General features: G+C 67.8%; 20 protein-coding genes. 12 read left to right on the forward strand and 8 right to left on the reverse strand.

Annotated features, from left to right (window positions below; translation table 11 throughout):
• Window positions 1–17: 17 nt before the first annotated feature.
• The 3 genes from KBO27_RS13335 to KBO27_RS13345 form a co-directional block, all read right to left on the reverse strand.
• Window positions 18–479, reverse strand: coding sequence for a universal stress protein (locus KBO27_RS13335; RefSeq protein ID WP_210970264.1), 462 nt, complete (start codon window positions 477–479; stop codon window positions 18–20).
• 63 nt (window positions 480–542) lie between these two features.
• Window positions 543–2,966 (reverse strand): glycoside hydrolase family 65 protein, encoded by a 2,424-nt coding sequence (locus KBO27_RS13340; RefSeq protein ID WP_210970265.1) that lies wholly within the window; start codon window positions 2,964–2,966, stop codon window positions 543–545.
• Window positions 2,963–3,403, reverse strand: coding sequence for a universal stress protein (locus KBO27_RS13345; RefSeq protein WP_210970266.1), 441 nt, complete (start codon window positions 3,401–3,403; stop codon window positions 2,963–2,965). Before KBO27_RS13345 ends, KBO27_RS13340 begins: the two co-directional genes overlap by 4 nt.
• A 334-nt stretch (window positions 3,404–3,737) precedes the next feature.
• Here KBO27_RS13345 and KBO27_RS13350 point away from each other — a divergent pair, with 334 nt between their 5' ends.
• Both KBO27_RS13350 and KBO27_RS13355 read left to right on the forward strand, forming a co-directional pair.
• Window positions 3,738–4,292, forward strand: a complete 555-nt coding sequence (locus KBO27_RS13350) for an Rv1733c family protein (protein ID WP_443706183.1) — start codon at window positions 3,738–3,740, stop codon at window positions 4,290–4,292.
• Window positions 4,293–4,403: 111 nt separating this feature from the next.
• Window positions 4,404–5,396 (forward strand): Acg family FMN-binding oxidoreductase, encoded by a 993-nt coding sequence (locus tag KBO27_RS13355; RefSeq protein ID WP_210970268.1) that lies wholly within the window; start codon window positions 4,404–4,406, stop codon window positions 5,394–5,396.
• A 12-nt stretch (window positions 5,397–5,408) separates the two neighbouring features.
• Here the strand turns inward: KBO27_RS13355 and KBO27_RS13360 are convergent, their stop codons facing one another.
• Together KBO27_RS13360 and KBO27_RS13365 are read right to left on the reverse strand one after the other, a co-directional pair.
• Window positions 5,409–6,221: a universal stress protein gene (locus tag KBO27_RS13360; protein ID WP_210970269.1), complete on the reverse strand. Its 813-nt coding sequence runs from the start codon at window positions 6,219–6,221 to the stop codon at window positions 5,409–5,411.
• 137 nt (window positions 6,222–6,358) lie between these two features.
• Window positions 6,359–7,234 (reverse strand): universal stress protein, encoded by an 876-nt coding sequence (locus tag KBO27_RS13365; RefSeq protein WP_210970270.1) that lies wholly within the window; start codon window positions 7,232–7,234, stop codon window positions 6,359–6,361.
• A 330-nt stretch (window positions 7,235–7,564) separates the two neighbouring features.
• Between KBO27_RS13365 and KBO27_RS13370 the strand changes: the two genes are divergently transcribed.
• The 3 genes from KBO27_RS13370 (at window position 7,565) to KBO27_RS13375 (ending at window position 9,056) form a co-directional block, all read left to right on the forward strand.
• Complete coding sequence (locus tag KBO27_RS13370; RefSeq protein WP_210970376.1) at window positions 7,565–8,008, forward strand: FHA domain-containing protein; 444 nt, start codon at window positions 7,565–7,567, stop codon at window positions 8,006–8,008.
• 185 nt (window positions 8,009–8,193) lie between these two features.
• On the forward strand, window positions 8,194–8,319 hold the full coding sequence (locus KBO27_RS34240) for a hypothetical protein (RefSeq protein ID WP_281420742.1): 126 nt from the start codon (window positions 8,194–8,196) through the stop codon (window positions 8,317–8,319).
• Window positions 8,320–8,552: 233 nt separating this feature from the next.
• The gene (locus KBO27_RS13375; RefSeq protein ID WP_307870393.1) at window positions 8,553–9,056 is read left to right on the forward strand and encodes a universal stress protein; all 504 of its coding nucleotides are present in this window, start codon (window positions 8,553–8,555) and stop codon (window positions 9,054–9,056) included.
• A 111-nt stretch (window positions 9,057–9,167) separates the two neighbouring features.
• Here the strand turns inward: KBO27_RS13375 and otsB are convergent, their stop codons facing one another.
• Window positions 9,168–10,748, reverse strand: a complete 1,581-nt coding sequence (gene otsB / locus KBO27_RS13380) for a trehalose-phosphatase (protein WP_210970272.1) — start codon at window positions 10,746–10,748, stop codon at window positions 9,168–9,170.
• A 381-nt stretch (window positions 10,749–11,129) separates the two neighbouring features.
• Here otsB and KBO27_RS13385 point away from each other — a divergent pair, with 381 nt between their 5' ends.
• Window positions 11,130–11,570 carry a universal stress protein gene (locus KBO27_RS13385; protein ID WP_210970273.1) on the forward strand — a complete coding sequence of 147 codons (441 nt, stop codon included), beginning with the start codon at window positions 11,130–11,132 and terminating at the stop codon, window positions 11,568–11,570.
• Window positions 11,571–11,685: 115 nt separating this feature from the next.
• Here the strand turns inward: KBO27_RS13385 and KBO27_RS13390 are convergent, their stop codons facing one another.
• Complete coding sequence (locus tag KBO27_RS13390; protein ID WP_210970274.1) at window positions 11,686–12,585, reverse strand: universal stress protein; 900 nt, start codon at window positions 12,583–12,585, stop codon at window positions 11,686–11,688.
• Between the two features lie 766 nt (window positions 12,586–13,351).
• On the opposite strand from KBO27_RS13390, the gene KBO27_RS13395 reads away from it, so the two are divergent.
• The 6 genes from KBO27_RS13395 (at window position 13,352) to KBO27_RS13420 (ending at window position 18,862) form a co-directional block, all read left to right on the forward strand.
• Window positions 13,352–14,230, forward strand: coding sequence for a universal stress protein (locus tag KBO27_RS13395; RefSeq protein WP_210970275.1), 879 nt, complete (start codon window positions 13,352–13,354; stop codon window positions 14,228–14,230).
• Window positions 14,231–14,338: 108 nt separating this feature from the next.
• Complete coding sequence (locus tag KBO27_RS13400) at window positions 14,339–15,790, forward strand: bifunctional aminoglycoside phosphotransferase/ATP-binding protein (protein ID WP_307870394.1); 1,452 nt, start codon at window positions 14,339–14,341, stop codon at window positions 15,788–15,790.
• 208 nt (window positions 15,791–15,998) lie between these two features.
• Window positions 15,999–16,466, forward strand: coding sequence for a DUF7144 family membrane protein (locus tag KBO27_RS13405; protein WP_210970276.1), 468 nt, complete (start codon window positions 15,999–16,001; stop codon window positions 16,464–16,466).
• Window positions 16,467–16,589: 123 nt separating this feature from the next.
• Window positions 16,590–17,492 carry an AI-2E family transporter gene (locus KBO27_RS13410; RefSeq protein ID WP_210970277.1) on the forward strand — a complete coding sequence of 301 codons (903 nt, stop codon included), beginning with the start codon at window positions 16,590–16,592 and terminating at the stop codon, window positions 17,490–17,492.
• Window positions 17,437–17,817 (forward strand): potassium channel family protein, encoded by a 381-nt coding sequence (locus KBO27_RS13415; protein ID WP_210970278.1) that lies wholly within the window; start codon window positions 17,437–17,439, stop codon window positions 17,815–17,817. The genes KBO27_RS13410 and KBO27_RS13415 overlap by 56 nt, the downstream gene beginning before the upstream one ends.
• A gap of 196 nt (window positions 17,818–18,013) precedes the next feature.
• Window positions 18,014–18,862, forward strand: coding sequence for a universal stress protein (locus tag KBO27_RS13420; protein ID WP_210970279.1), 849 nt, complete (start codon window positions 18,014–18,016; stop codon window positions 18,860–18,862).
• A gap of 44 nt (window positions 18,863–18,906) precedes the next feature.
• Here KBO27_RS13420 and KBO27_RS13425 read toward each other — a convergent pair whose 3' ends face one another.
• Window positions 18,907–19,185: a DUF3040 domain-containing protein gene (locus KBO27_RS13425; protein ID WP_210970280.1), complete on the reverse strand. Its 279-nt coding sequence runs from the start codon at window positions 19,183–19,185 to the stop codon at window positions 18,907–18,909.
• Window positions 19,186–19,428: the final 243 nt, after the last annotated feature.

Raw genomic sequence — 19,428 nt, forward strand, 5'->3', positions numbered from 1 at the left:
GGGAGGTCGACGAGGTGCTATCCCGGGAGAGTTGAGTGCGTCGAACCTGTTTGGGGATCGCGCACGACGACGACGGGGCAGGTGGCGTGGTCGACGCAGTATCGGGCGGTGGAGCCGAGAAGTGCTTGGGTGAACGTGCCTGTGCCGCGGTGGCCGACGACGAGCAGCTCGGCTGCCCGGGCGTGGTCGAGGAGCACCTCGGCAGGATGGCCGCCGGCGGCGCGCAGGTGGATGCGCGGGAGTTCGTCTTCGGGCACCGCGGCTCGGACGATGTCGTGAAGCCAGTTCCTGGTCGCGAGGTCGAGTTGTGCGGCCGTGGGCATCGGCCAGTCGTAGAGCTCGGGCACCGTCCAGGCCATCACGGCGGTGACGGTGGCTTCGGTTCTTCTCGCTTGGTCGAGGGCCCAGCGCAGCGCCTGCAGAGAAGCGGGTGAGCCGTCGACTCCCACGACGATCGGGCGTTGAGGCGGGGTGTTCATGTCCTCTCCGCGAGGTCTCAGGGCGCGGGACGCGCGCCGTTGGGTGTGGGCAGGCTGGCCGGATCACAGCGGTTCACCGGCGGAGTCCGTCGCGGGGGTGGCGTCCATCGAGAAGCGGGCGGTTTCGCCTGGCCTGAGGTGGGTGCGCTGCGGTCCGCAGACGCAGGTGATGGTCGGTGCTGGTGGTCCTGGGGCTGTGCGCACGGCGACCGCGCGTCCGGTGACGCGGATGGTCAGTGGTAGGCCGTGGTAGCGCACTGTCAGTTCCAGGGGACCGAGGTCGGTCGGCCACTGGGGGTTGAGGTGCAGGCCGTCGGGGCGGATCTCGATTCCGGTGAAGCAGCGTTGCACCAGATCGAGCGTTCCGGTCATAGCTGCCAGGTGGATGCCTTCGGCCATGGTGCCGTGCTGGGTGTCGTGCAGGTCGCTGAACAGTGCCTTGTCGAAGAACTCCAGCGCGCGGGGCCGGTCGCCGCGCGCGAGCACCCACGCGTGGACGACGGCGCTGAGCGTTGAGCCGTGGCTGGTGCGCGCGAGGTAGTGCTCGACGTTGCCCGGGATGTCGACCATGGGATAGCCGAGGCGGCCGAGGAGCTCCTCGAGTTCTTCGGCGGAGAGCAGGTAGAACAGCATGAGCACGTCGGCCTGCTTGCTGACCTGATATCGGTTGGGGTCGTCGCCTTCGGCTTCGAGGATGCGATCCAGGCGTTGGATGTCGCCGTAGCGTCGGCGGTAGGCATCCCAGTCGAGCTCGGCGAGCCGGTGGTATCCCTCGAACTGGCTGAGCAAGCCCTGGTCGTGGAAGGGGACGAACATGCGGTGCGCGAGCCGGTCCCACCGGTCCATCTCATGGCGCCGCAGGTCGATCTGGTCGATGAGTTCACGTCGTCGCTGGTCGGGAAGTTCCCGCAGGACTTGGGTCGCCGTCGCGCACAGCCAGGCGGCCATGATGTTGGTGTAGGCGTTGTTGTTGATCCCGGGCTCGTCGTTGCCCGGGTAGGCCGTGTGGTACTCGTCGGGACCGACGACGCCGCGGATCACGTACCGGTCCCTGCTGCGGTCGTAGGTGGCCAGCGCGGAGAAGAAGCGCGCGATCTCGCATATGAGTTCGGCGCCCTCGCTGCTGAGGTAGTCGTCGTCTCCGGTGGCGAGGTGGTGGTGGCGTGCGCTGTGGGCGATGGCGAGACCGACGTGGCGCTGCAGGTGGGTGTGGTCGGGCAGCCAGTGGCCCGAGCGCGGGTTGAGGTGCCAGGAGGGGCTCTCCTCGCGGCCGTTGCTGCCGCTCTGCCACGGGAACATGGCTCCGGTCAGCCCGGCTTGTCGGGCGGCTCGGCGTGCGCGGGGAAGTCGCCGGTATCGGTAGCGCAGCAGCGCGCGCGACAGGCGTGGTAGCCGCAGGTCGAGCACGGGCAGTACGAACAGCTCGTCCCAGAAGACGTGTCCCCGGTATGCCTCGCCGTGTAACCCGCGTGCGGGTAGGCCGACGTCGAGGTCGGTGATGGTGGGTGAGGCGGTTTGCAAAAGGTGGAACCTGTGCAGTAGCAGCGTTCTTCGAGCTGGTTCGCTCAGCGAGGTGGTGGTGGAGAACTGGTGGTGGAGCCGGGACCACGCGATGGCCTGGGTGCGGCACAGCTCGTCGAATCCGGGTGCGTCACGAGCGCTGTCGATGGCTTCGGACACGGGTTCGGTGCTCGCCGGGTCGCGTGAGGTGTGCAGGGAGACGACCTTCTCCAGCTGGATCTGCATGTCAGGGGTGGCCTCGGCGGCGAATTCGTGGTCTACCCGCCCCTCACCGAGGTCCGTGACTCGCGTCGGCTGAAGGGAATCATCGGCGAGGAGCCGATTGCGTTGGGCCAGGGCGAGGCGCACGTGAGATTGGGAGGTCAGCGCGTCCAGCACCGCCAGCTCCGGGCTTGCCTCGGTGATGTGGTGGTCGATGAGGTGGTGCGCGGCGAGGTCGCGGTAGCGGGCCACGCCGGAGTTGGCGACGGTGCCATCGAGGCCGCTGCGGACCGTGACGGTTCCCGACCAATCCTCGGGCTGCAGGGTGGTGTGCAGTCCGGCGAGGTGCGGGTGAGCGAGGTGCACCAGGCGGTGCTGCACCAGGCGGGTGGTGCGCCGCCGGTGATCGCGGAATCGGAGTCTTCGGATCAGAATCCCGCGCTGGAGATCCAGTTCCTGCTCGGCTTCGACGATCTCGGCGCGTTCCAGTGTGAACCAGGGGTCGTGGTCGATGCGGAAGGTCACAGGGAGCCAGTTGGGTGCGTTGACGATCGATTCATCTTCGAGCCGGTGGCCAGCGAGGTCGGTGGTGAGCCGGTTGAAGCATCCGGCGACGTAGGTGCCGGGGTAGTGCACTCCGTCGGCGACGGACTCGGGCGCAGCACCCCGGGTCGCGAAGTACCCGTTTCCCAGGGTGCACAACGCTTCCCGGCGCCCCTCGTCGTCGGGATCGAAGCCCTGGAACACCATTCGCCACACGGTCATCGGGAGTCGTCGCGCACCACGACCACCGGGCAGCGCGCATGGTGCACGACGTGCTGACTCACCGAACCCAGGAGGGCTTCGGTGAACCCGCCGTGCCCTCGGTTGCCGACCGCGATCAGGTCGGCGTCCAGCTCCTCGGCCAGGTCCAGCAGAGCACGTGCCGGGTGACCGTTGGCGACGTTCTTGCCGACCGCGAGGTCGGAGTCCGGGTCGAGGACTTCGGCGATGGTCTCGTCCAGGCTGGCAGCGGTGCGCCGGGCGATGTCGTCGCTGTCGGGGACCTCCCAGTTGTAGATCAGCGGGACGTCCCAGGTCATGAGAGTGGCGAGAGTGCCGCCGAGCTGTTCGGCATGCCAAGCCGCCCAGCGCAGCGCCGACTTCGACGCGGGCGAGCCGTCCACGCCGACCACGATCGTGTACTGGTGACGTTGCTCCATCGCAGCCTCCCAGGTGTGTCGGATACCCGGCCCGTGTGTCGACGAACCGCAGTTCGACCCGACGTGCCGGTCTGGGGCCGATACAGGCGCGCCTGGGTTTGCTCGCACGGCGGCCCCACTGTGATGGTGGGGCTTCGCGGACTACGTGGCATGGTCGAAAGTAATCAATTTCCAGTATGTTTCGTGATCACGGTAGCGAAAGGGCAGAAATGCCCTGTTGGTGATCGACGCGAGTGCGCACGGTGAGTCCGGGTCGGAGTTCGTCGTGGGGAGCGGGTGAATGAAGCAGCGTTGCCGATCTGCGGGTATCAGCTGGCTCGTCCGGGCCTTGGGGATGAGGCCCAACCCGGTGCGACGTCCGGTCGACCGCGGGGTGGCCGTGGCGGTGCTCGGACTGCTCGTCGTCGCTCTGACCGTCGTGCCAGCGCTGGCCTTGTCGACCGGGAAGGCCGAGTACCTTGCCCAACGACGCGAAGCCGCCGCCGCGCTGAGCAGTCACCACGTGGTCGACGCCGTCGTGCTCACCACCCCTGAGATGGTCGGCTCCGAACCGGGCGGAGGCGCGAGCGTACGCGCTGATGTCGGGTGGACGGGTCATGACGGTCACCCGCGCGCTGAACGCGCGGAGGTGCCCTCCAGCAGCCGCGCCGGTAATCGCGTGCCGGTGTGGGTCGACGCTGCCGACCGCGTGACACCGCCCCCACCGACTGAGGTCGTCAGCCGTGCGTCGGCGACGGGCACCGCGGTCGGTGTGCTCGCATTGGGTCTCCTCGGCTGTGGCGCGCTCACGAAGACCGTTCGCGCGGTGGCCGACGGTTGGGCCCGACGCCGCTGGGAGTGGGAGTGGGCGCGCGTCGAGCCGGAGTGGTCCCGGCAGGGGCCCGGATGACATCTCCAGGGGCAGCACCGAAACCGGGGCTGTGGTGCGGGCCCCTCGACCGGGTACTCCAAGGCCTCGGGTCATGGGAGACGTCGAGCGGGAAGGATGTGAGCGAGCGACATGGACGAAAATGAGGGCACCGACGACCGACCGTGGTCGCCGGAAGAAGCCGCGACCATCGCCCGCGCTGTGAACCGCGCACCGTCGGTGCACAACACGCAACCGTGGTCGCTGTCGATGCGCGATCGGGTGGTTGAGTTGCACGAGCAGCACGACGCCGCACCGTCCCGGCACGACCCGCAGGGCAGGGACCGAGTGATCTCATGCGGAGCTGCGCTGACCAACCTCGTCCTCGCGGTGCGCAACCTGGGGTGGCGAGCGGAACTCGCGTTCGGCGGCGACGTCGGACCGCTGGTCTCGGTCACGGGCAGCAGCCGGCTGCCGCCCACCGATGCCGAGCTCCGCCGGTACGAGGCGATCGCACACCGCGCCAGTCATCGTCGGCCTTTCGACCCGCACCCGATATCCGAAGCTGACGAGCGAGCACTGCTGAACGCTGCGAACAGCGTTCCCTCGGTGCGAGCCCAGTGGATCAGCGGAAGCGAGGAAGCGCTGCACGTCGCGCGGTTGCTGACCTACGCAGCCCGCGTCCAGCACGCTGACGCGTCCTATCAACGGGAATTGGCGAGCTGGATCGTTCAACACAATGAATCGGAGCGCAGGGGAGTTCCCTCCGAGGCGCTGGGCGCGCAGGGACTCGGTGCGGTCGGATTGGTCAGCGGAGCGACCCACCTGCCGGACGAAACCTGGCTGGCAGCGCGTGTCGAGGCGGAATCGGTGCTGGTACTGAGCACGCCCGATGACGGAGTCCGTGCCCAGCTCAACGCAGGTGCCGGCTTGGAGAGCGCATGGCTGGAGGGCACCCATCGCGCGCTGGGGGCCTCAGTGATGACGCAATGCCTGCAGCTCAGCGAGATCCGAGAAGGGCTCGCGCAGCGTGGACACGGGGCCGACGCGGTTCAGGCGCTGATGCGCTTCGGGCATCCGGTCGCGAGCGTGCCGCGCAGCGCGCGGCGTCCATTGGAGGGAATCTTCCACGACGACCCGCGGTGAGGTCCGCGTCACCTAGTGGACCACGACCACTGGGCACGGGGCATGGTGCAGGATCCCGGATGCAACGGAACCCAGGAAGAGGCCATCGAACCCGCCGCCACCTCGATGCCCTACGACGACCAGACGGGCTTCGCGCGCGGCATCGACCAGTCCAGCCACCGGGTGACCTCGGTGGACGACCTCCTGGATGCGGACTTCCGGGTGTTCCTCCCGCAGCGGCTTCGTCTGCGTCGTGAGCGAGCGTTCGACTTCGTGCTGCACCCGCTCACGGTCGGGTGGGGTGAGCGGCAGGGCCAGCAGCCCCTCTTCGTGCCACGCGCGCAGCACCACCAGATCCGCACCCGCGCGGGACGCTGTCGCGAGGGCGAAGCGAACGGCGTCCTGCCCGCACTGGGAGTCATCGGAACCGACCACCACCGGGCCGGAGTCAGGAATGCTGTTGCGCACGACGGCGACCGGGCACCGGGCGTGGACGGCCACACTCGAACTCACGCCACCCAGCAAGGCGTCGGTGAAGACACCGTGCCCGCGCGCTCCCAGGACCAGGAGCTGAGCCGTCTCGCTCCGGCGCAGCAGCTCCTGGACGGGATGGCCGGCCGCGGTCTCCGAGGTCACCGCTATCCCCGGGGTGCGTGCACGGCACTGCTCGGCGATCTCGTGCACGGCTCGCTCGCCCTGTGCTGCGCGTGCCGGATCGTCGTTGACGAAGACCAGGTGAAGCGCGGCGCCTCGGCGACCAGCCTCCGCGGACGCCCAATGAGCGGCCCTGACGGACCCCTCCGAACCGTCCACTCCGACCGTCACCGGCTGGTTCGGTACCGTCATGTCGATCTCCTCGACCCTTGCAAGGACACGCCTGTGCTGAGGATTTCTTCGCTCGGGTCTTCCCGAGACGAACGATCACCAAACACACCCGCAACCAACTGGGTTCAACTTCACGCCGGCGTGCGGAAGACAGTCGTTTACGCGGTGCGGTGGCGGGTACGCACGACGAGGACCGGGCTCCTGGCGTGGTGCAGGAGCGCCTGGCTCGTCGAGCCGAGCAGCATGCCGCGGAATCCGCCTCTCCCGCGGGTTCCCACCACGACGAGCTGAGCGCGGTCGCTCCAGTCGAGTAGGACGCTCGGTGGACGGCCCTCGACCGCGACGCGCTCGACGTCGACATCGGGGTGGTTCTCCGCACGGCCCGCGAGGCTTTCGGCCAAGACTCGCTCCCCATCGCCGCGTTGCTCGTGCGCTTTGCCGATACCGACCTCCCGGATCGAAGGGGCCTCGCTTACGTGCACGGTCACCAGGCGTGCCTTCCGCCACGATGCCTCGTCGAAGGCAGCGTCGAGCGCGGCCGTGCTGGTCTCGCTGCCATCGACGCCAACGACCACCGGGCCGTCAGCGATGTTGGGAGTGCGCACGACGGCCACCGGGCTGGAGGCGTGCGCGGCGACGGAGTGGGCCGTCGAGCCCAGCAGCATCCCGCTGAAACCACCGCGTCCGGAGGCGCCGAGGGCGATCATGCGAGCGGTCTTCGACATCTCCAGCATGTACGAGATCGGTGGTTCGCGTACGAATTCGGTGTGCACGGAGACCTGGGGGTCGATGGTGCCGACGCGGTGCAGTCCATCGCGCAGTTGCGCTTGGGCGAGCTGGTCGATCTCCTCGAACACTTCGGGCAGGTACGGCAGCCCAGGTCCGTAGAAGCCCTGGATGTAGGGCGCGGTGGACGAGACCAGCCGCAGTGCGAGATTGCGTGACGACGCTTCCTGCGCCGACCAGACGACTGCGTGGAGCGCCTGCTCGGAGCCGTCGACACCGACGACGATCGTGTTGCCCAGATCGGTCATCCGCATTCCCCTCCGGGTCGTGCTGCGTAGCGCCTCACGGTCCGCGTTGCCTGCTCCGCTGTCCCAAGACGTGATGAGTCTTCTCGAACACGGGATCGGCGGTTGGAAGGAGTTGAGCCACCTGTGTCTTCCCCGCGCGCGGAGCGCCGCAAACTCGAACGCGCCCGATAGTTGTTCTCAGCAAGAGAAGACCACCAGCGCTCGCCGTGGCGTACCGCACTCGTCGGACGGGACGAAATACCTGGTCGTGGAACGGCCCGGAGCCCCCATGATGAGGGGGTCGGTGGGGGAGTCACAGCACCTCGCGGTGCGGAGGAGATCGGAGTGGCCATGGCTGTCGTGCGGAAGACCACACAGAGCGGGACAGATGCGATTCGTTGGGGAACGGCTTTGTCCGCCATGATCCCGGAGCCGCGCCAAGAGGTGGAACCGGCGCGACTGGTGGTCGACCGCGGTACTGACGTGGGTGCCGAATTCGCCCTCACCGCAGAGCGAACGCGCCTCGGGCGGCGCCGCGACTGCGACATCGTGATCGACGACCCGACGGTATCCCGTCATCACGCCGAGCTGGTCGTGCGCGACGACCAGTGGTTCGTCGTGGACGGTGGATCGCTCAACGGAACGTACGTCAACCGTGCTCCGGTGGAAACCGCACCGCTGCGCGACGGGGACGAGATCTGGATCGGGAAGATGCGGTTCACGTTCCGCACCGGCGATCGTGAGATTCGACCGGACCGAGTCGAGGACCGAACCGCCGTGGTGCGCTTGTCCTAGTTGTGCGGCGGCCCGCTCCTCGGCAGTGCGGCTCGCCGCGTGGCGGTCGAGGCAGAGGGTGATCAGTGAGACACGGGACTTTCGGCACGTGTGGACGTCGTGTCCGGTGGATTCACTACTGATAGCTCTCCGGCAATTCCGGCTGGGGGCCTCAGCGACGACTCAGGGGTGAGGGGGACGCGGCGATGACCGCTTCGCGGTACAGCGCAGAAGCCAGGGCCACGATCGACTGGACTGTGCTCAGCATCGGGCTCGTCATGCTGCTGGTCCTCGGAACGGTCGTGCTGTCCCTGTTCGTCGTCGGTGCCTAGTGCGGATGCGTCCGACGCGGTGGATGCGGCCGGTGGCGTTCTGCCCCGACGCGACTCTGTCCACCTGAGGCGGGCTGTGGCGCAGCTGGATGAGGTGGAGGCGCGGTCCCGAGGTCCAGGCGGTTGAGCACGAAGTGCTCGACCCTGATCCCGGGTGTGTCGCGAGATCCGTTCTCGAGTTGCGGGAGGGCGGCATGTCGGTGGGACGGGAGTTTGGAGGCGAGGAGATCGCTGTGACCGCGAGCAAGTTGTTCGTCGTGGGCGTCGATGGCTCGGAGGCGAGTCGTCGTGCGCTGAAGTGGGCTTTGGCGGAGGCACGCGTGCGTGGAGGCTCGGTCTCGGCTGTCATGGTGTGGCAATCGCGCTCGGTTCTGGCCGGACCGGCTCCGTTGATGATGAATCCGAGGCTGGCTCCGCACGAGGTTCGCGATCAGCACTGGAAGGAGCTGAAGCGCATCGTCGCGGAGTGCCTGGCGGGAGCCTCCACGCCCGAGTTGCAGGAATCGCTCGTGGAAGGGCACCCAGAAGAGGTGTTGGCCGAGAAGGCGGCAGGCGCTGCCATGCTGGTCCTGGGCGACCGAGGTCACGGTGGTCATGCGCGGTTGGGGAGCACGACGTTGCGCTGCATCCACAACGCGCGGTGCCCGGTCCTGATCATCCCCGCCGGCTTTGAGATCGGGAAATTCGGTCCGGATACGGCACGGGCTTCTGAGGTCGTGGATCCGGTTCTGGGATGACCCGAACCGAATGAGGGCTGCTGTCCGCGATCTAGCTCGTTGGGCGGGTTCGCGCGAAATCACGTGATCGGGACTTCTGCTCTGACGTGGATCGTCGCGTCAAAGCTCACCTCAGGGGTAGCCGGGGCGCGCCTGCCCCGCGAGCGACGAGAGGCGGGACAGCAAGGCGGTGAGCGAGCTCGAGCCGTCGACCCCGTAGTGAGCCCAGGTCAGGCGGTCGCCGTGCTCGCGGCTGCGCACGACGATGCCGATGCCATCGTCGTGGATCTCGTGCAGGGCGTCCTCGTCGGCGTAGTCGTCCCCGGCGTACACGGGCACCGCACCGGGGGCGGCCGATTCCATGCGTTGCAGCAGCCAGCGCAAGGCCCGCCCCTTGTTCCAGCCGACGTCCGGGAGCAGTTCGATCACCTGACGTCCGTGCGCGAGGCGGAGCATCGGGAGCGTACGACTGATGCGCTCGACCACGGACCGCACCTCGCCGGTAGAACCAGGGTGGACGTTGCGGAAGTGCACCGCGAGAGCGAACCGCTTGCGGTCGATGCGGGCGCCTGGGACGGTTTTCAGTTCCTCGCGGAGGAACTGCTCGGCTTCATTGAGGCCGCGCAGTGCTGGTTCACCGATGTCTTGGGCGAACACGGCACCATCGGGTCCGACCAGTTCGAACCCGTGGCTACCCGCGTACCAGAGGCCGTCGAGGTGGACTCGGTGGCGCACGTCCTGGAGATCCCGGCCGCTGAGAATGGATACTGGGCCGTGCCTGGAGAGCTGCTGCAGGACGTCTCGGGCCTGCGAGGACAGGACGACCTCGGTGGGGTCGGTACCTATCGGCGCCAGTGTTCCGTCGAAATCCAGCACCAGCACCAGGCGGCGATCGCGCAACCGCAGTGCGATCTCCTCCCACCTGCTGTGGGCATCGGGCACCTCGGACAGACGCCGATCGGACGAGTTCGTCACTGAGATCTCGTGGAGCGTGGACACGACCGCATCGGCACCCGCGTCCAGCAACCGGGTCGGCGAGCCGGTGCGTGCGACACCGATGACGCGGCCGAAGGACCCCGCTCTGCCCGCTTGGATCCCTGCCTTGGCATCTTCGACTACCACGCACGCCGACACTGGCGTGTCGAGGCGGCGCGCTGCTTCGAAGAAGACCGCGGGTTTCGGCTTGCCCGGCAGGCCGAGCCGGTCTGCGAGCACGCCGTCGACACGGACGTCGAACAGCTGAACCGCACCTGCCCGTCTGAGGACCTGACGGCAGTTCCGGCTGGCGGAGGTGATGGCGGTTCGAACACCGCGGTCGCGCAGGGTTTCGATCAGCGAGAGAGCGTCGTCGAACAAGAGCGCGTCAGCTGCTGTGAGAGTTTCGAGGAAGTAGCGATCTTTGAGCTTTCCGAGTCCGTGGGCCGTCTCGAACCCGGCGGGGTCATCAGCATCGCCGCGCGGCACCGAGATACCCCGTGATCCGAGGAAGTCCAGTACTCCGTCGATCCTCCGCTTGCCGTCGACGTAGTCGGAGTAATCGGCTTCGCCGAACGGCTGGTGGTCTTCGTTCGCGGTGGGCGGGCGCTCGGCCAGGTACTGGTCGAACAAGCGCCTCCACGCCTCGGAGTGCACGGCAGCCGTATCGGTGATCACCCCGTCCATGTCGAAGACCACGCCCCGGTAACGTCGAGGATCGATGTTCGTGACGACCATGTCGGCTCCTCCACGCCTTCGGAGTGAGGCCTGGTTCAGGCCTACCCGGCGTGGCACAGGGGCATTCACGTGCCGGGACTGTTCGGCTGGTCGGGAGCAAAGAGGCCTGTCTCGCTAGGTCCAGCCTGCGTCGAGTCGGTCGGTGTCGTTGGTGTTGAACTCGACGCGGTCTCCGACCAGTCAGGTCTCCGTCCGTCTGCGTGTATAGACCACTCGTGGTGGTGGTACCCGAGGCTCGGAGCGCGCGGTGACGTCTCCGGAACGCCGAACGCTTTGGCGAGGAGGAGACCTGATGGCGTCGGGCTTCGGCCGGTGGTGGCAGGTGGGCTCGTGGTCAGGCGGTAGACCGTAATCCGAGCAGTTCGAGCAATGGGCGGGATCATGAGTGAATCGCGAATCGTCGTCGGTGTGGACGGCTCGCCGGGTTCGCGAGCCGCACTGCGGTGGGCACTGCGCTACGCCGAACAGTTCGGCGGGGAGGTCATCGGTGTGCTGGCGTGGGCACCGCCGAACTTCACCGAGCCCGCGCCCATGCCACCGCTGATCTCCGATGATGAGTTGAGAACCCGTGCGGAGAAATCTCTTCGGGAGATCGTCGACGAGGTCACGGCGGTGTTGACACCGTCGGTGCGCATCCGCCGAGAGGTCGTCCGCGGGCACGCGGCGCGCGCCCTGCTGGACCAGGCGGAGAACGCGGAGCTGCTGGTCGTCGGCAGTCGTGGGCACGGTGGATTCGTGGGAGCGCTGCTGGGATCGGTGAGTCGGCACTGCGTCACCCACGCATCTTGCACCGTCGTCGTCGTTCGTCCGCCATCTGAATGACGGTGGCCGCTCGTTCCCCGACTCCGCGACGGGTGTTGACGGAGTCAAAGCGCGTCGACGCGGACCTGTTGTGCTCGGCGCTGCTTGTGGTCCGGGTGACGTGCCGCTGCGTGGTTCACCGGATGACTGCTACGGGGCAGGCGGCGTAGTGCGCCACGGCGTGGCTGACCGAACCGAGCAAGGTCGAGCGGAGGGTGCCGCGTCCGCGGGTGCCGACCACGAGGAGGTCGGCATCGACCGCAGCGGTGAGCAGCGCATCGGTCGGGCCTTCGGTGGTGATCAGCTCTGGGTGTGCGACGACGTCCGGGTACCGCTCGGAGCATCCCGCCAGCGACTCGGCCAGGACGCGGCGCTGAGCGTCGATGGCATCGGAGTCGAGCCTCCATCCGCGGTTCGGTGGCATCGGGTCCGGTTGTTGCTCGGCGATGGCCAGTAGTGCGGTGAGCTCCGCGTCGTGGCGGAACGCGACGTCGTAGGCGAACTCCGCTGCCCGGGCACTGGAGGAGGAGCCATCGACGCCCACGACCACGCGTTCGATTCCTGAGCCGGGTTCGGTGGAGCCGGTCCAGCGCTGGCCGCGCACGATGATGACCGGAGCGTGTGCCGAGCGCACCAGTTCGCCGGCGGTCGAGCCGAGCAGGAGGTGATGCGCCCGGCTGGTTCTGGGTGGGCCGAGCACGAGGACGCACGCGTGCGCAGCGGCGTCGCGCAGGATGTTCGCCGGGTCGCCTATGCGTGCTCGCGTCCGCACCTTCAGTCCGGGGTGTTCGTGACGGCATTCGGCGGCGATGTCGGCCAGCACGCGCTGAGCTGCGCTGCGCAGCGGTTCGAACGAGACCGCCTCGCTGGGCAGGTGAATGCGCGTCAGCTCCTCGAGCGGGATCGGGATGACGTGGACGATCTCTAGCGGCTGTCCACGTGTGGTGGCTTCGCGAGCAGCCCACCGCACAGCCTTCCGCGACTGCGCGGAAGCATCGAATCCGGCGACAACTCGATCGTCGTGGAGCGTCGTCATCGCGATCAACCTCCGGCATGCGGACTCCCGCAAGCGTCGCTCAGGCGTTGCTGCTCCGCAGCTCGCGAGCCGCGTGGGTGAGGTTTCGGGCGAACTCGGCAAGCGGTTCGCCAGGGCGGGTCTGCCCACGGCGGTGCGGTCTCACGCTGGAAAGGCATCGGGGGATGAGCGGTGTGCGCTTGTCTCGCGTGTGCAGGGGTACCCACGGGCGTGGACGGTCGATGTGCCAAACGCGCCTGAGCGAGTTTGACGGGAAGCACGTGGTTGAGGAGCCCGTCATGATGTTCAGAAAGGGGGGTATCGGTTTGTGGGGGTTCGCGTTCATGACCGCGAGCACGGTCCTGCTCTGAGTGGTGATCGTTCTCTGCATCATCGCCCTGGTCCGCTATCTGGTCCGGACCTGAGGCCACGTTGAGGGACCGCAGGCGTCGGGCGAAAGTGCGGAGCGCTTGCCGGCCGATCGGTTCGCGCGTGGCGAGATTGACGAGGAAAAGTACCAACGTCGACTTCGGGTGCTGCGCGAAGGCGCGCGCGGCGGGTAGCGCTCGGGTCGCATCCGCAGCCACCTCATTGCTTCAACAAGATTCAGACGACGATGGTCGGTAGGCGCGTTCCAGATCCTGGTTCGGGACACTGGGGGAACACTTGTTTGGTTCGCGAGGGAGCCGCAATTGGGCAGCGTGCACTCGTCGCTAATGGCACCAATCCCGGTGCTACCGGGGAGGTCGAAGCAGCGCATTTACCGTCGCCACCCGGAGGTGTGGGCATGAGCAATCCGAGTCTCAAGCCGGTGATCGTGGGCGTGGATGGCTCGTCGTCGGCCGTCCACGCCGTCCGGTGGGCTGCGACCGAGGCCCATCGCAGGAATACGCGGCTGCGAATCATGTACGCCGATGTGCTCTCGTTGGTCTATCTTCCCGATCTGCCGGGCTACCCGCTTCCTGTGCCCTACATCCAGGCCGCGCAGCGCCAGGGCAAGGAGTGGCTCCGCCGTGCAGCCGACGTCGCCAAGTCGGAGGTGGCCGAGCTCGAGGTGGAAACCGAGATATGTGTGGGACAGGCGGGTGCCGTGCTGGTCAACCAGTCGCACGGGGCGCAATTGGTCGTGGTGGGCAGTCGGGGTTTGGGTGGGTTCACCGGGCTGGTGGTCGGGTCGGTGGCGGTGGCGCTCAGCGTTCATGGCCACTGCCCGGTCGGGGTGGTGCGCGGCCCTGGGACAGCGTTGCCCGAGGCTCCGGTCGTCGTCGGGGTGGACGGTTCGGCCACCGGCGAAGCGGCGTTGACCACGGCGTTCGAATGCGCGGCGCGGCGCGGTGTGGGGTTGCGAGCAGTGCACACCTGGAACTCCATCGATGCGGACGCTGCGCGGTGGACCGAGGGGCAGGGCTGGGACGTCGCGCAGACCGACCAGGAGCGGTGGCTGGCCGAGCACCTGGCGGGCTGGAACGAGAAGTTCCCCGATGTCGAGGTGCATCGTTACGTGTCCCACGACAAACCCGCACGAGCACTTCTCCAGCACGCCCAGCAAGCGCAACTCGTGGTGGTGGGTGCACGCGGTCGTGGCGGGTTCACCGGCTTGCTGCTTGGTTCGACGAGCCAGCAGCTGCTGCAGCATGCGACCTGTCCGGTGATCGTCGCGCGCTGAAAGCCGTCGGGGCGAGCGAGTGCGTGGCCAACTGCTGGGTCGAAGGAGGGGGCGTCATGGACGTGACCAGTGCGTCGCGGGTGGTGGAGGGCGTTTCGGTAGCCAGACGTGAACCGCCTGAGGCTGCGGCCGTGGCGGAAAGCCATACGGGCCGTGGTCGTGTTCATCGGTGACCAGGCGTACAAGGTCAAGAAGCCGGTGGACTTCGGGTTCCTGAACTTCACCAGCGTTGAGTCGCGCAAACTGGCGTGCGCGCGGGAGGTGGAGCTCAACCGGCGCCTGGCACCCGATGTGTACCTCGACCTGTCCGAGGTGCTCGATGGTGAGGGCCGGAGTTGTGACTGGATCGTGGTCATGCGACGAATGCCTCCGGACCGCCGGCTGGCGACGTTGGTGGAACGCGGGGTCGACGTGCGCTCGGACCTCCAGCAGCTCGCCCGGAAGTTGGTGTCGTTTCACAGCACCGCGAAGCGGGGCCCGGATGTCGAATCAGCCGGCGAGCCAGCGGCGTTGCGCAGGCGATGGGTCGACAACTTCACCGGGGCAGAGCCGTTCGTAGGGAGCATCTTCGACCGCGAAACGTTCGAGGACATCGTCTGGCGAGCGCTGGACTACGTCGATGGCCGTGCGCGGCTGCTGGGCGACCGCGTGCGCCGCGGGTACGTGGTGGACGGCCACGGCGATCTTCAAGCGGAGGACGTGTTCTGCTTGCCCGACGGACCACGTGCGCTGGACTGCCTGGAGTTCGACGACGCGTTGCGCTACGTGGATGGTCTCGACGACGCGGCGTTTCTGGCGATGGACCTGGAACGTCTCGGTGCGGCGGAGCTGGGACGGGAGTTTCTCGGCTGGTATGCGGACCTGTCGGGTGCTCAGGTCGCCCACTCGCTCGCCGACCACTACATCGCCTACCGCGCCTTCGTGCGGTGCAAGGTCGCGTGCCTGCGTCACGAGCAGGGTGTGGAATCTGCGGCCGACCAGGCTCGGAAGCTCGCGGGTATGGCACTGGACCATCTGCGCTCAGGTCAGGTTCGGCTGGTCGTCGTAGGCGGCCTGCCGGGCGTGGGCAAGTCCACGGTGGCGGGCGCGCTCGCGGACCGGATGGGCGGGGTGCTGCTGAGGACGGACCAGATCCGCAGGGAGATGCCGCACGCGGCCGACCTCGACCCAGGAGCGGGCTACGGCAGTGGCTTGTACGACAGAGCGCAGGTCCACGACACCTACGGTGAGATGTTCTCGCGGTGCCGCCGGCTGATGGAGTACGGCGAGAGCGTCGTCCTGGACGCGAGCTGGAGCAACGCCGACGAACGAGAGACGGCTCGAGCACTCGCGCGCGAAGGACGCGCGATGATCACAGAGCTCAGGTGCGACGCGCCGCGGGACGTGGCAGTGGCTCGCCTGGCCGCCCGCGTGGATGACGTCTCCGACGCCACCGGCGCTGTTGCCGAGGAGATGGCGGGCCGATTCGCCGCGTGGCCGGAAGCGGTCGAGGTGGACACCGCAGGAGAAGCGGAGTCGGCCGTGGCCACGGCCTGGAGGATCCTGCAAGCCCGCCGGTGAACTGCGGGCACGGGCGGGCCGAGCAGGAGCGCAGTCAGGCCAGGTTCGCCGGAGTCCGCGGGTAGGGCGTTCGGGAAGCTGGTCGCGGGGCCGGGGTGGCCTTCTGGCTGGGGACTTCTGGCACTGGCCGCTCTCATCGTCCGAGCGCACATTAACCGGGTGCGGTTCCGCGATGGAGACGGACCGTCGGGGACAACTGGAGGTATCGATGACCGAGCAGCAGACACGGACTGCGGAGGGCCGCAGGTCCGTGCCCAAGCCGCGCTCGCAGTACGGTGGGGCGATTCAGGGCTCGGGCGCAGGAATGGACTGGGTGCGCTTCGGCGGCGTGATGATGGCGGTGCTCGGCGGGTTCGGTGTGATCGAAGGTCTGGCCGCGTTGTTCTCCCCGACCTACTTCGTCACCGTCGGAGGTGCGGTCCTGGCCCTCGACCTCACCGCGTGGGGATTCCTGCACATCATCATCGGCGCCCTCGTGCTGGCGACGGGGTTGTCCTTGCTGGTCAATGCCCCGGGTTGGGCGCGCGCTGTCGGGGTCGGCCTGGTGGCGATCAACATGATCGTGCAGCTGGCCTGGCTTCCAGCTTTCCCGATCTGGTCGATCCTTTTGCTCGTGATCGACGTCCTCATCATCTACGCGCTGATCGCCACCTGGAACGCCCAGACCGAGCGGTGACGCCCCTAGTAGCGGCAGGTGGCAGCTCACGAGATCCCGAACCGGACCGTTCCGCTGCCGCCCCGCTGCCCTGTGGTCGCGATTGGCCGCCCAGACCCGAGTTCGGTGTGTCGCCTGAGTCGCGTGGCCCCGAGGCTCGAGGAGTGGAGGAGCGAGCAGATGATGGGCAGCGGCGGCCGACCCGGCGTCGGCGGGCAGGGCTCGGCGGGGCACACCGCGAGTCCCGGCGAGGCTCCGGGAGGTGCCGCTTTGTCGCGGGGTGTGGTGATCCTGCTGGGGGCGGCCGCGGCGGTGATCACCGTGGCCGGGATGTACCGGGTGTCGTGGCTGGCGGGTCCACTTCTTCTAGCGCTGGTGATCGTGATCGCGGTGTACCCGATCAAGACCTGGCTGGAGGGCAAGGGGTGGCCGATGTGGGCGGCCGTCTTGTCACTGCTCGTGGTCATCTTCGGGTCGTTGCTGGCGCTCACGGCCTTTCTGGCCGCCTCGGTGAGCCAGCTCGGCGCGCTGCTGGCGGAGAACTCCGGGAAGGCCCATCAGCTGGTGGACTCGCTGTCGGCCCAGCTGACCAAGCTGGGTATCGATCCCGCCCAATCCCGGGCCACGGCCGGCTCAGCGGATCTGAGCAAGTTCGCCGACCAGATCGGCACCGTGTTCTCCAGCGTTGGCTCGATCCTGAGCGGCCTGGTGTTCATCCTGGCCCTGCTGCTGTTCATGACCGCGGAGTCCGGCGGCACCGCCCGCCGAATAGGCATCCTCGCGAAGGATCGCCCGCACATGGTCACCGCACTGGCCGGGTTCGTCCACGGCACCCGCAGCTACCTGGGGGTCACAGCGGTGTTCGGGCTGATCGTCGCGGTGCTCGACACCACCGCGCTGGCGATCATGGGAATTCCGCTGGCCGTGCTGTGGGGCGTGCTCGCCTTCATCACCAACTTCATCCGGGCTGGCGGCGATCACCGGGCTGATCGTGTGGCAGATCCGCGCGATCGTGCGCTCCCGCAATCCCGGGCTGCGGGCTCTTGAGACGCTGAGCCTGGTGATCCCGGCCTTCCTGCTGATCTTCTCCGCCGGCTACTTCCTGACCTCGCAGACGAACCCGATGGCGTTCTCCGAACCGCTGACCCGCAGCGACGCCCTCTACTTCACCATCACCGTGTTCGCCACCGTGGGTTTCGGCGACATCCACCCCGTCGCTGAGCCTCTACGCCTCGTCGTCGCCATCCAGATGCTCGCCGACCTGCTCCTCCTCGGACTCGTCCTGCAAGCCGTCCTCAACGCCATGCGCAGAGGACAAGAAAGAACCGCAGCAGCCGGTCCCGGCGCGAACAGCCGCGCGGACAAGACGTAAGAGCGGATGAGCGTCAGTCCGTCGAAGCGGGTCCGCCAAGAGTTGGGCGCCGAGTACGGGACCAATGGCACACGGCGCTCGACACATTGGACTGCCACCCGGCAGCGCGGCGTGAGGCATGTCGCCCGCACCCGGTTGCGGAGTCTGCGTGCCGCCGTACGGTCGGCGTGTACGCGCGCGGGGACGAGGTGTCGGCATGCGGGAAGTCGTGGGAGTGGATGGCTCCGAGCCTGCGCTGGAAGCCGTGCGCTGGGCGGCTGTGGATGCCCGGCTGCACCGGCGTTCGCTGCGGCTGGTCTGCGCTGTTCCCCAGGCTCCGGAAGCTGGACCGGGCCTGGACGAGATCAAGGCCGAGCGACCCCGTTGGCTCTCGGAGGCGGTGACCGCTGCGCGCGCCGCTGCCGAAGGTGTGGAGTTCGAGCAGATGCTTCGGCATGGAATGCCGGGAGAGGTGCTACTCGACGAGTCTCAAGAGGCTGAGCGGCTCGTCGTCGGTACGCGAGGGCTCAACGAGGTCACCGGGGTGCGGTTGGCGCTGGGGTCGACGGCGGAGCTGGTCGCGATGCGGTCTCGCTGTCCGGTGGTGGTCGTCCCCGACTCGCCCGGTCGAGAGGACGCGCGCACCGGGCCGGTCATCGTGGGTGTTGACGGGTCGAGGGTGGGGGAACCCGCGCTCGGAGCGGCCTGCGAGGAGGCGTCGTTGCGTGGAGCGCCGCTCGTCGCCGTGCACGTGTGGAGCGATGTGGCCACCGATGAGTGGTTCGGCCCTGGTTCTGCTGACTGGGAAGCAATCAGGGTTGACCAGGAGCGCGTGCTGGCGGAGCGGTTGGCGGGATGGGAAGCGAAGTACCCGGACGTCTCGGTGGAACGTGTCGTTGCGCGCGATCGACCGGTTCGCTTCCTAGTTGAGCACGGTGCGCGGGCGCAGTTGATCGTGGTGGGCAGCCGCGGGCGCGGCGGGATCACCGGGATGCTGATCGGGTCCACCAGCCGTGCCCTCCTGCACTGCGCCCCGTGTCCCGTGCTCGTGGTGCGTGCCCCCTGACTACGCGAAGACTCTTTCCCGGCCTCACGGACTGTGGCTCGCGGTTAGGGTCTCAGCTGCCGGTTGCGTTCGTGCCACGACGCGTAGATCAGCAGCAAGGCAGCGGTGAGGCCCGCGACGAAGAATTCCGTCGCCTGGCCAAGTATCAGGCACAGAACGGCGAACAGCACCGCCAGGACGCCCAGTGCCCGCCACAAGGTCATCCACCGCATCAGCTTCGTGATCGTGCGAGGTGTTGTCATCCTGTGGGCGAATTCTGGATCATCGGAAGTGAGCTGGCGTTCGATCTTCTTGAGGCGACGGCGTTCACGGCCGCGGGACATGATTTCCCCCTGTCGGAAAGCGAAACCATCGACCGTTCTTTCGGCTCGTGGATCGGACGTTCCGTTTGTGCCTTACCGGTTCTTCTGCTGACCAGGGCGGAGGCTCGCGAGAGACGCGGCAAGCGGCGGACGGCCTGATGTGTGGGTTGGCCGCCGGCAGCTCTTCCAGTCTACCGTGGCGGGAGCTCTCGGGTGCCGTGACGAGCGGCGTTCATGAGTTCACGAACACTGTGGAGTCGGTGG

The organism is Saccharopolyspora endophytica (assembly GCF_018070075.1).
Lineage (GTDB): Bacteria > Actinomycetota > Actinomycetes > Mycobacteriales > Pseudonocardiaceae > Saccharopolyspora > Saccharopolyspora endophytica.

Excerpts from the sequence above, each read along its gene's own strand:
- KBO27_RS13405 (WP_210970276.1), top strand. The coding sequence starts at position 15,999 with ATGACCGAGCAGCAGACACGGACTGCGGAGGGCCGCAGGTCCGTGCCC.
- KBO27_RS13395 (WP_210970275.1), top strand. The coding sequence starts at position 13,352 with ATGAGCAATCCGAGTCTCAAGCCGGTGATCGTGGGCGTGGATGGCTCG.
- otsB (WP_210970272.1), bottom strand. The coding sequence starts at position 10,748 with ATGGTCGTCACGAACATCGATCCTCGACGTTACCGGGGCGTGGTCTTC.
- KBO27_RS13340 (WP_210970265.1), bottom strand. The coding sequence starts at position 2,966 with ATGACCGTGTGGCGAATGGTGTTCCAGGGCTTCGATCCCGACGACGAG.
- KBO27_RS13420 (WP_210970279.1), top strand. The coding sequence starts at position 18,014 with ATGCGGGAAGTCGTGGGAGTGGATGGCTCCGAGCCTGCGCTGGAAGCC.
- KBO27_RS13360 (WP_210970269.1), bottom strand. The coding sequence starts at position 6,221 with ATGACGGTACCGAACCAGCCGGTGACGGTCGGAGTGGACGGTTCGGAG.
- KBO27_RS13385 (WP_210970273.1), top strand. The coding sequence starts at position 11,130 with ATGAGTGAATCGCGAATCGTCGTCGGTGTGGACGGCTCGCCGGGTTCG.
- KBO27_RS13335 (WP_210970264.1), bottom strand. The coding sequence starts at position 479 with ATGAACACCCCGCCTCAACGCCCGATCGTCGTGGGAGTCGACGGCTCA.
- KBO27_RS13370 (WP_210970376.1), top strand. The coding sequence starts at position 7,565 with ATGGCTGTCGTGCGGAAGACCACACAGAGCGGGACAGATGCGATTCGT.
- KBO27_RS13390 (WP_210970274.1), bottom strand. The coding sequence starts at position 12,585 with ATGACGACGCTCCACGACGATCGAGTTGTCGCCGGATTCGATGCTTCC.
- KBO27_RS13425 (WP_210970280.1), bottom strand. The coding sequence starts at position 19,185 with ATGTCCCGCGGCCGTGAACGCCGTCGCCTCAAGAAGATCGAACGCCAG.
- KBO27_RS13350 (WP_443706183.1), top strand. The coding sequence starts at position 3,738 with ATGAGGCCCAACCCGGTGCGACGTCCGGTCGACCGCGGGGTGGCCGTG.
- KBO27_RS13365 (WP_210970270.1), bottom strand. The coding sequence starts at position 7,234 with ATGACCGATCTGGGCAACACGATCGTCGTCGGTGTCGACGGCTCCGAG.
- KBO27_RS13345 (WP_210970266.1), bottom strand. The coding sequence starts at position 3,403 with ATGGAGCAACGTCACCAGTACACGATCGTGGTCGGCGTGGACGGCTCG.
- KBO27_RS13355 (WP_210970268.1), top strand. The coding sequence starts at position 4,404 with ATGGACGAAAATGAGGGCACCGACGACCGACCGTGGTCGCCGGAAGAA.
- KBO27_RS34240 (WP_281420742.1), top strand. The coding sequence starts at position 8,194 with ATGACCGCTTCGCGGTACAGCGCAGAAGCCAGGGCCACGATCGACTGG.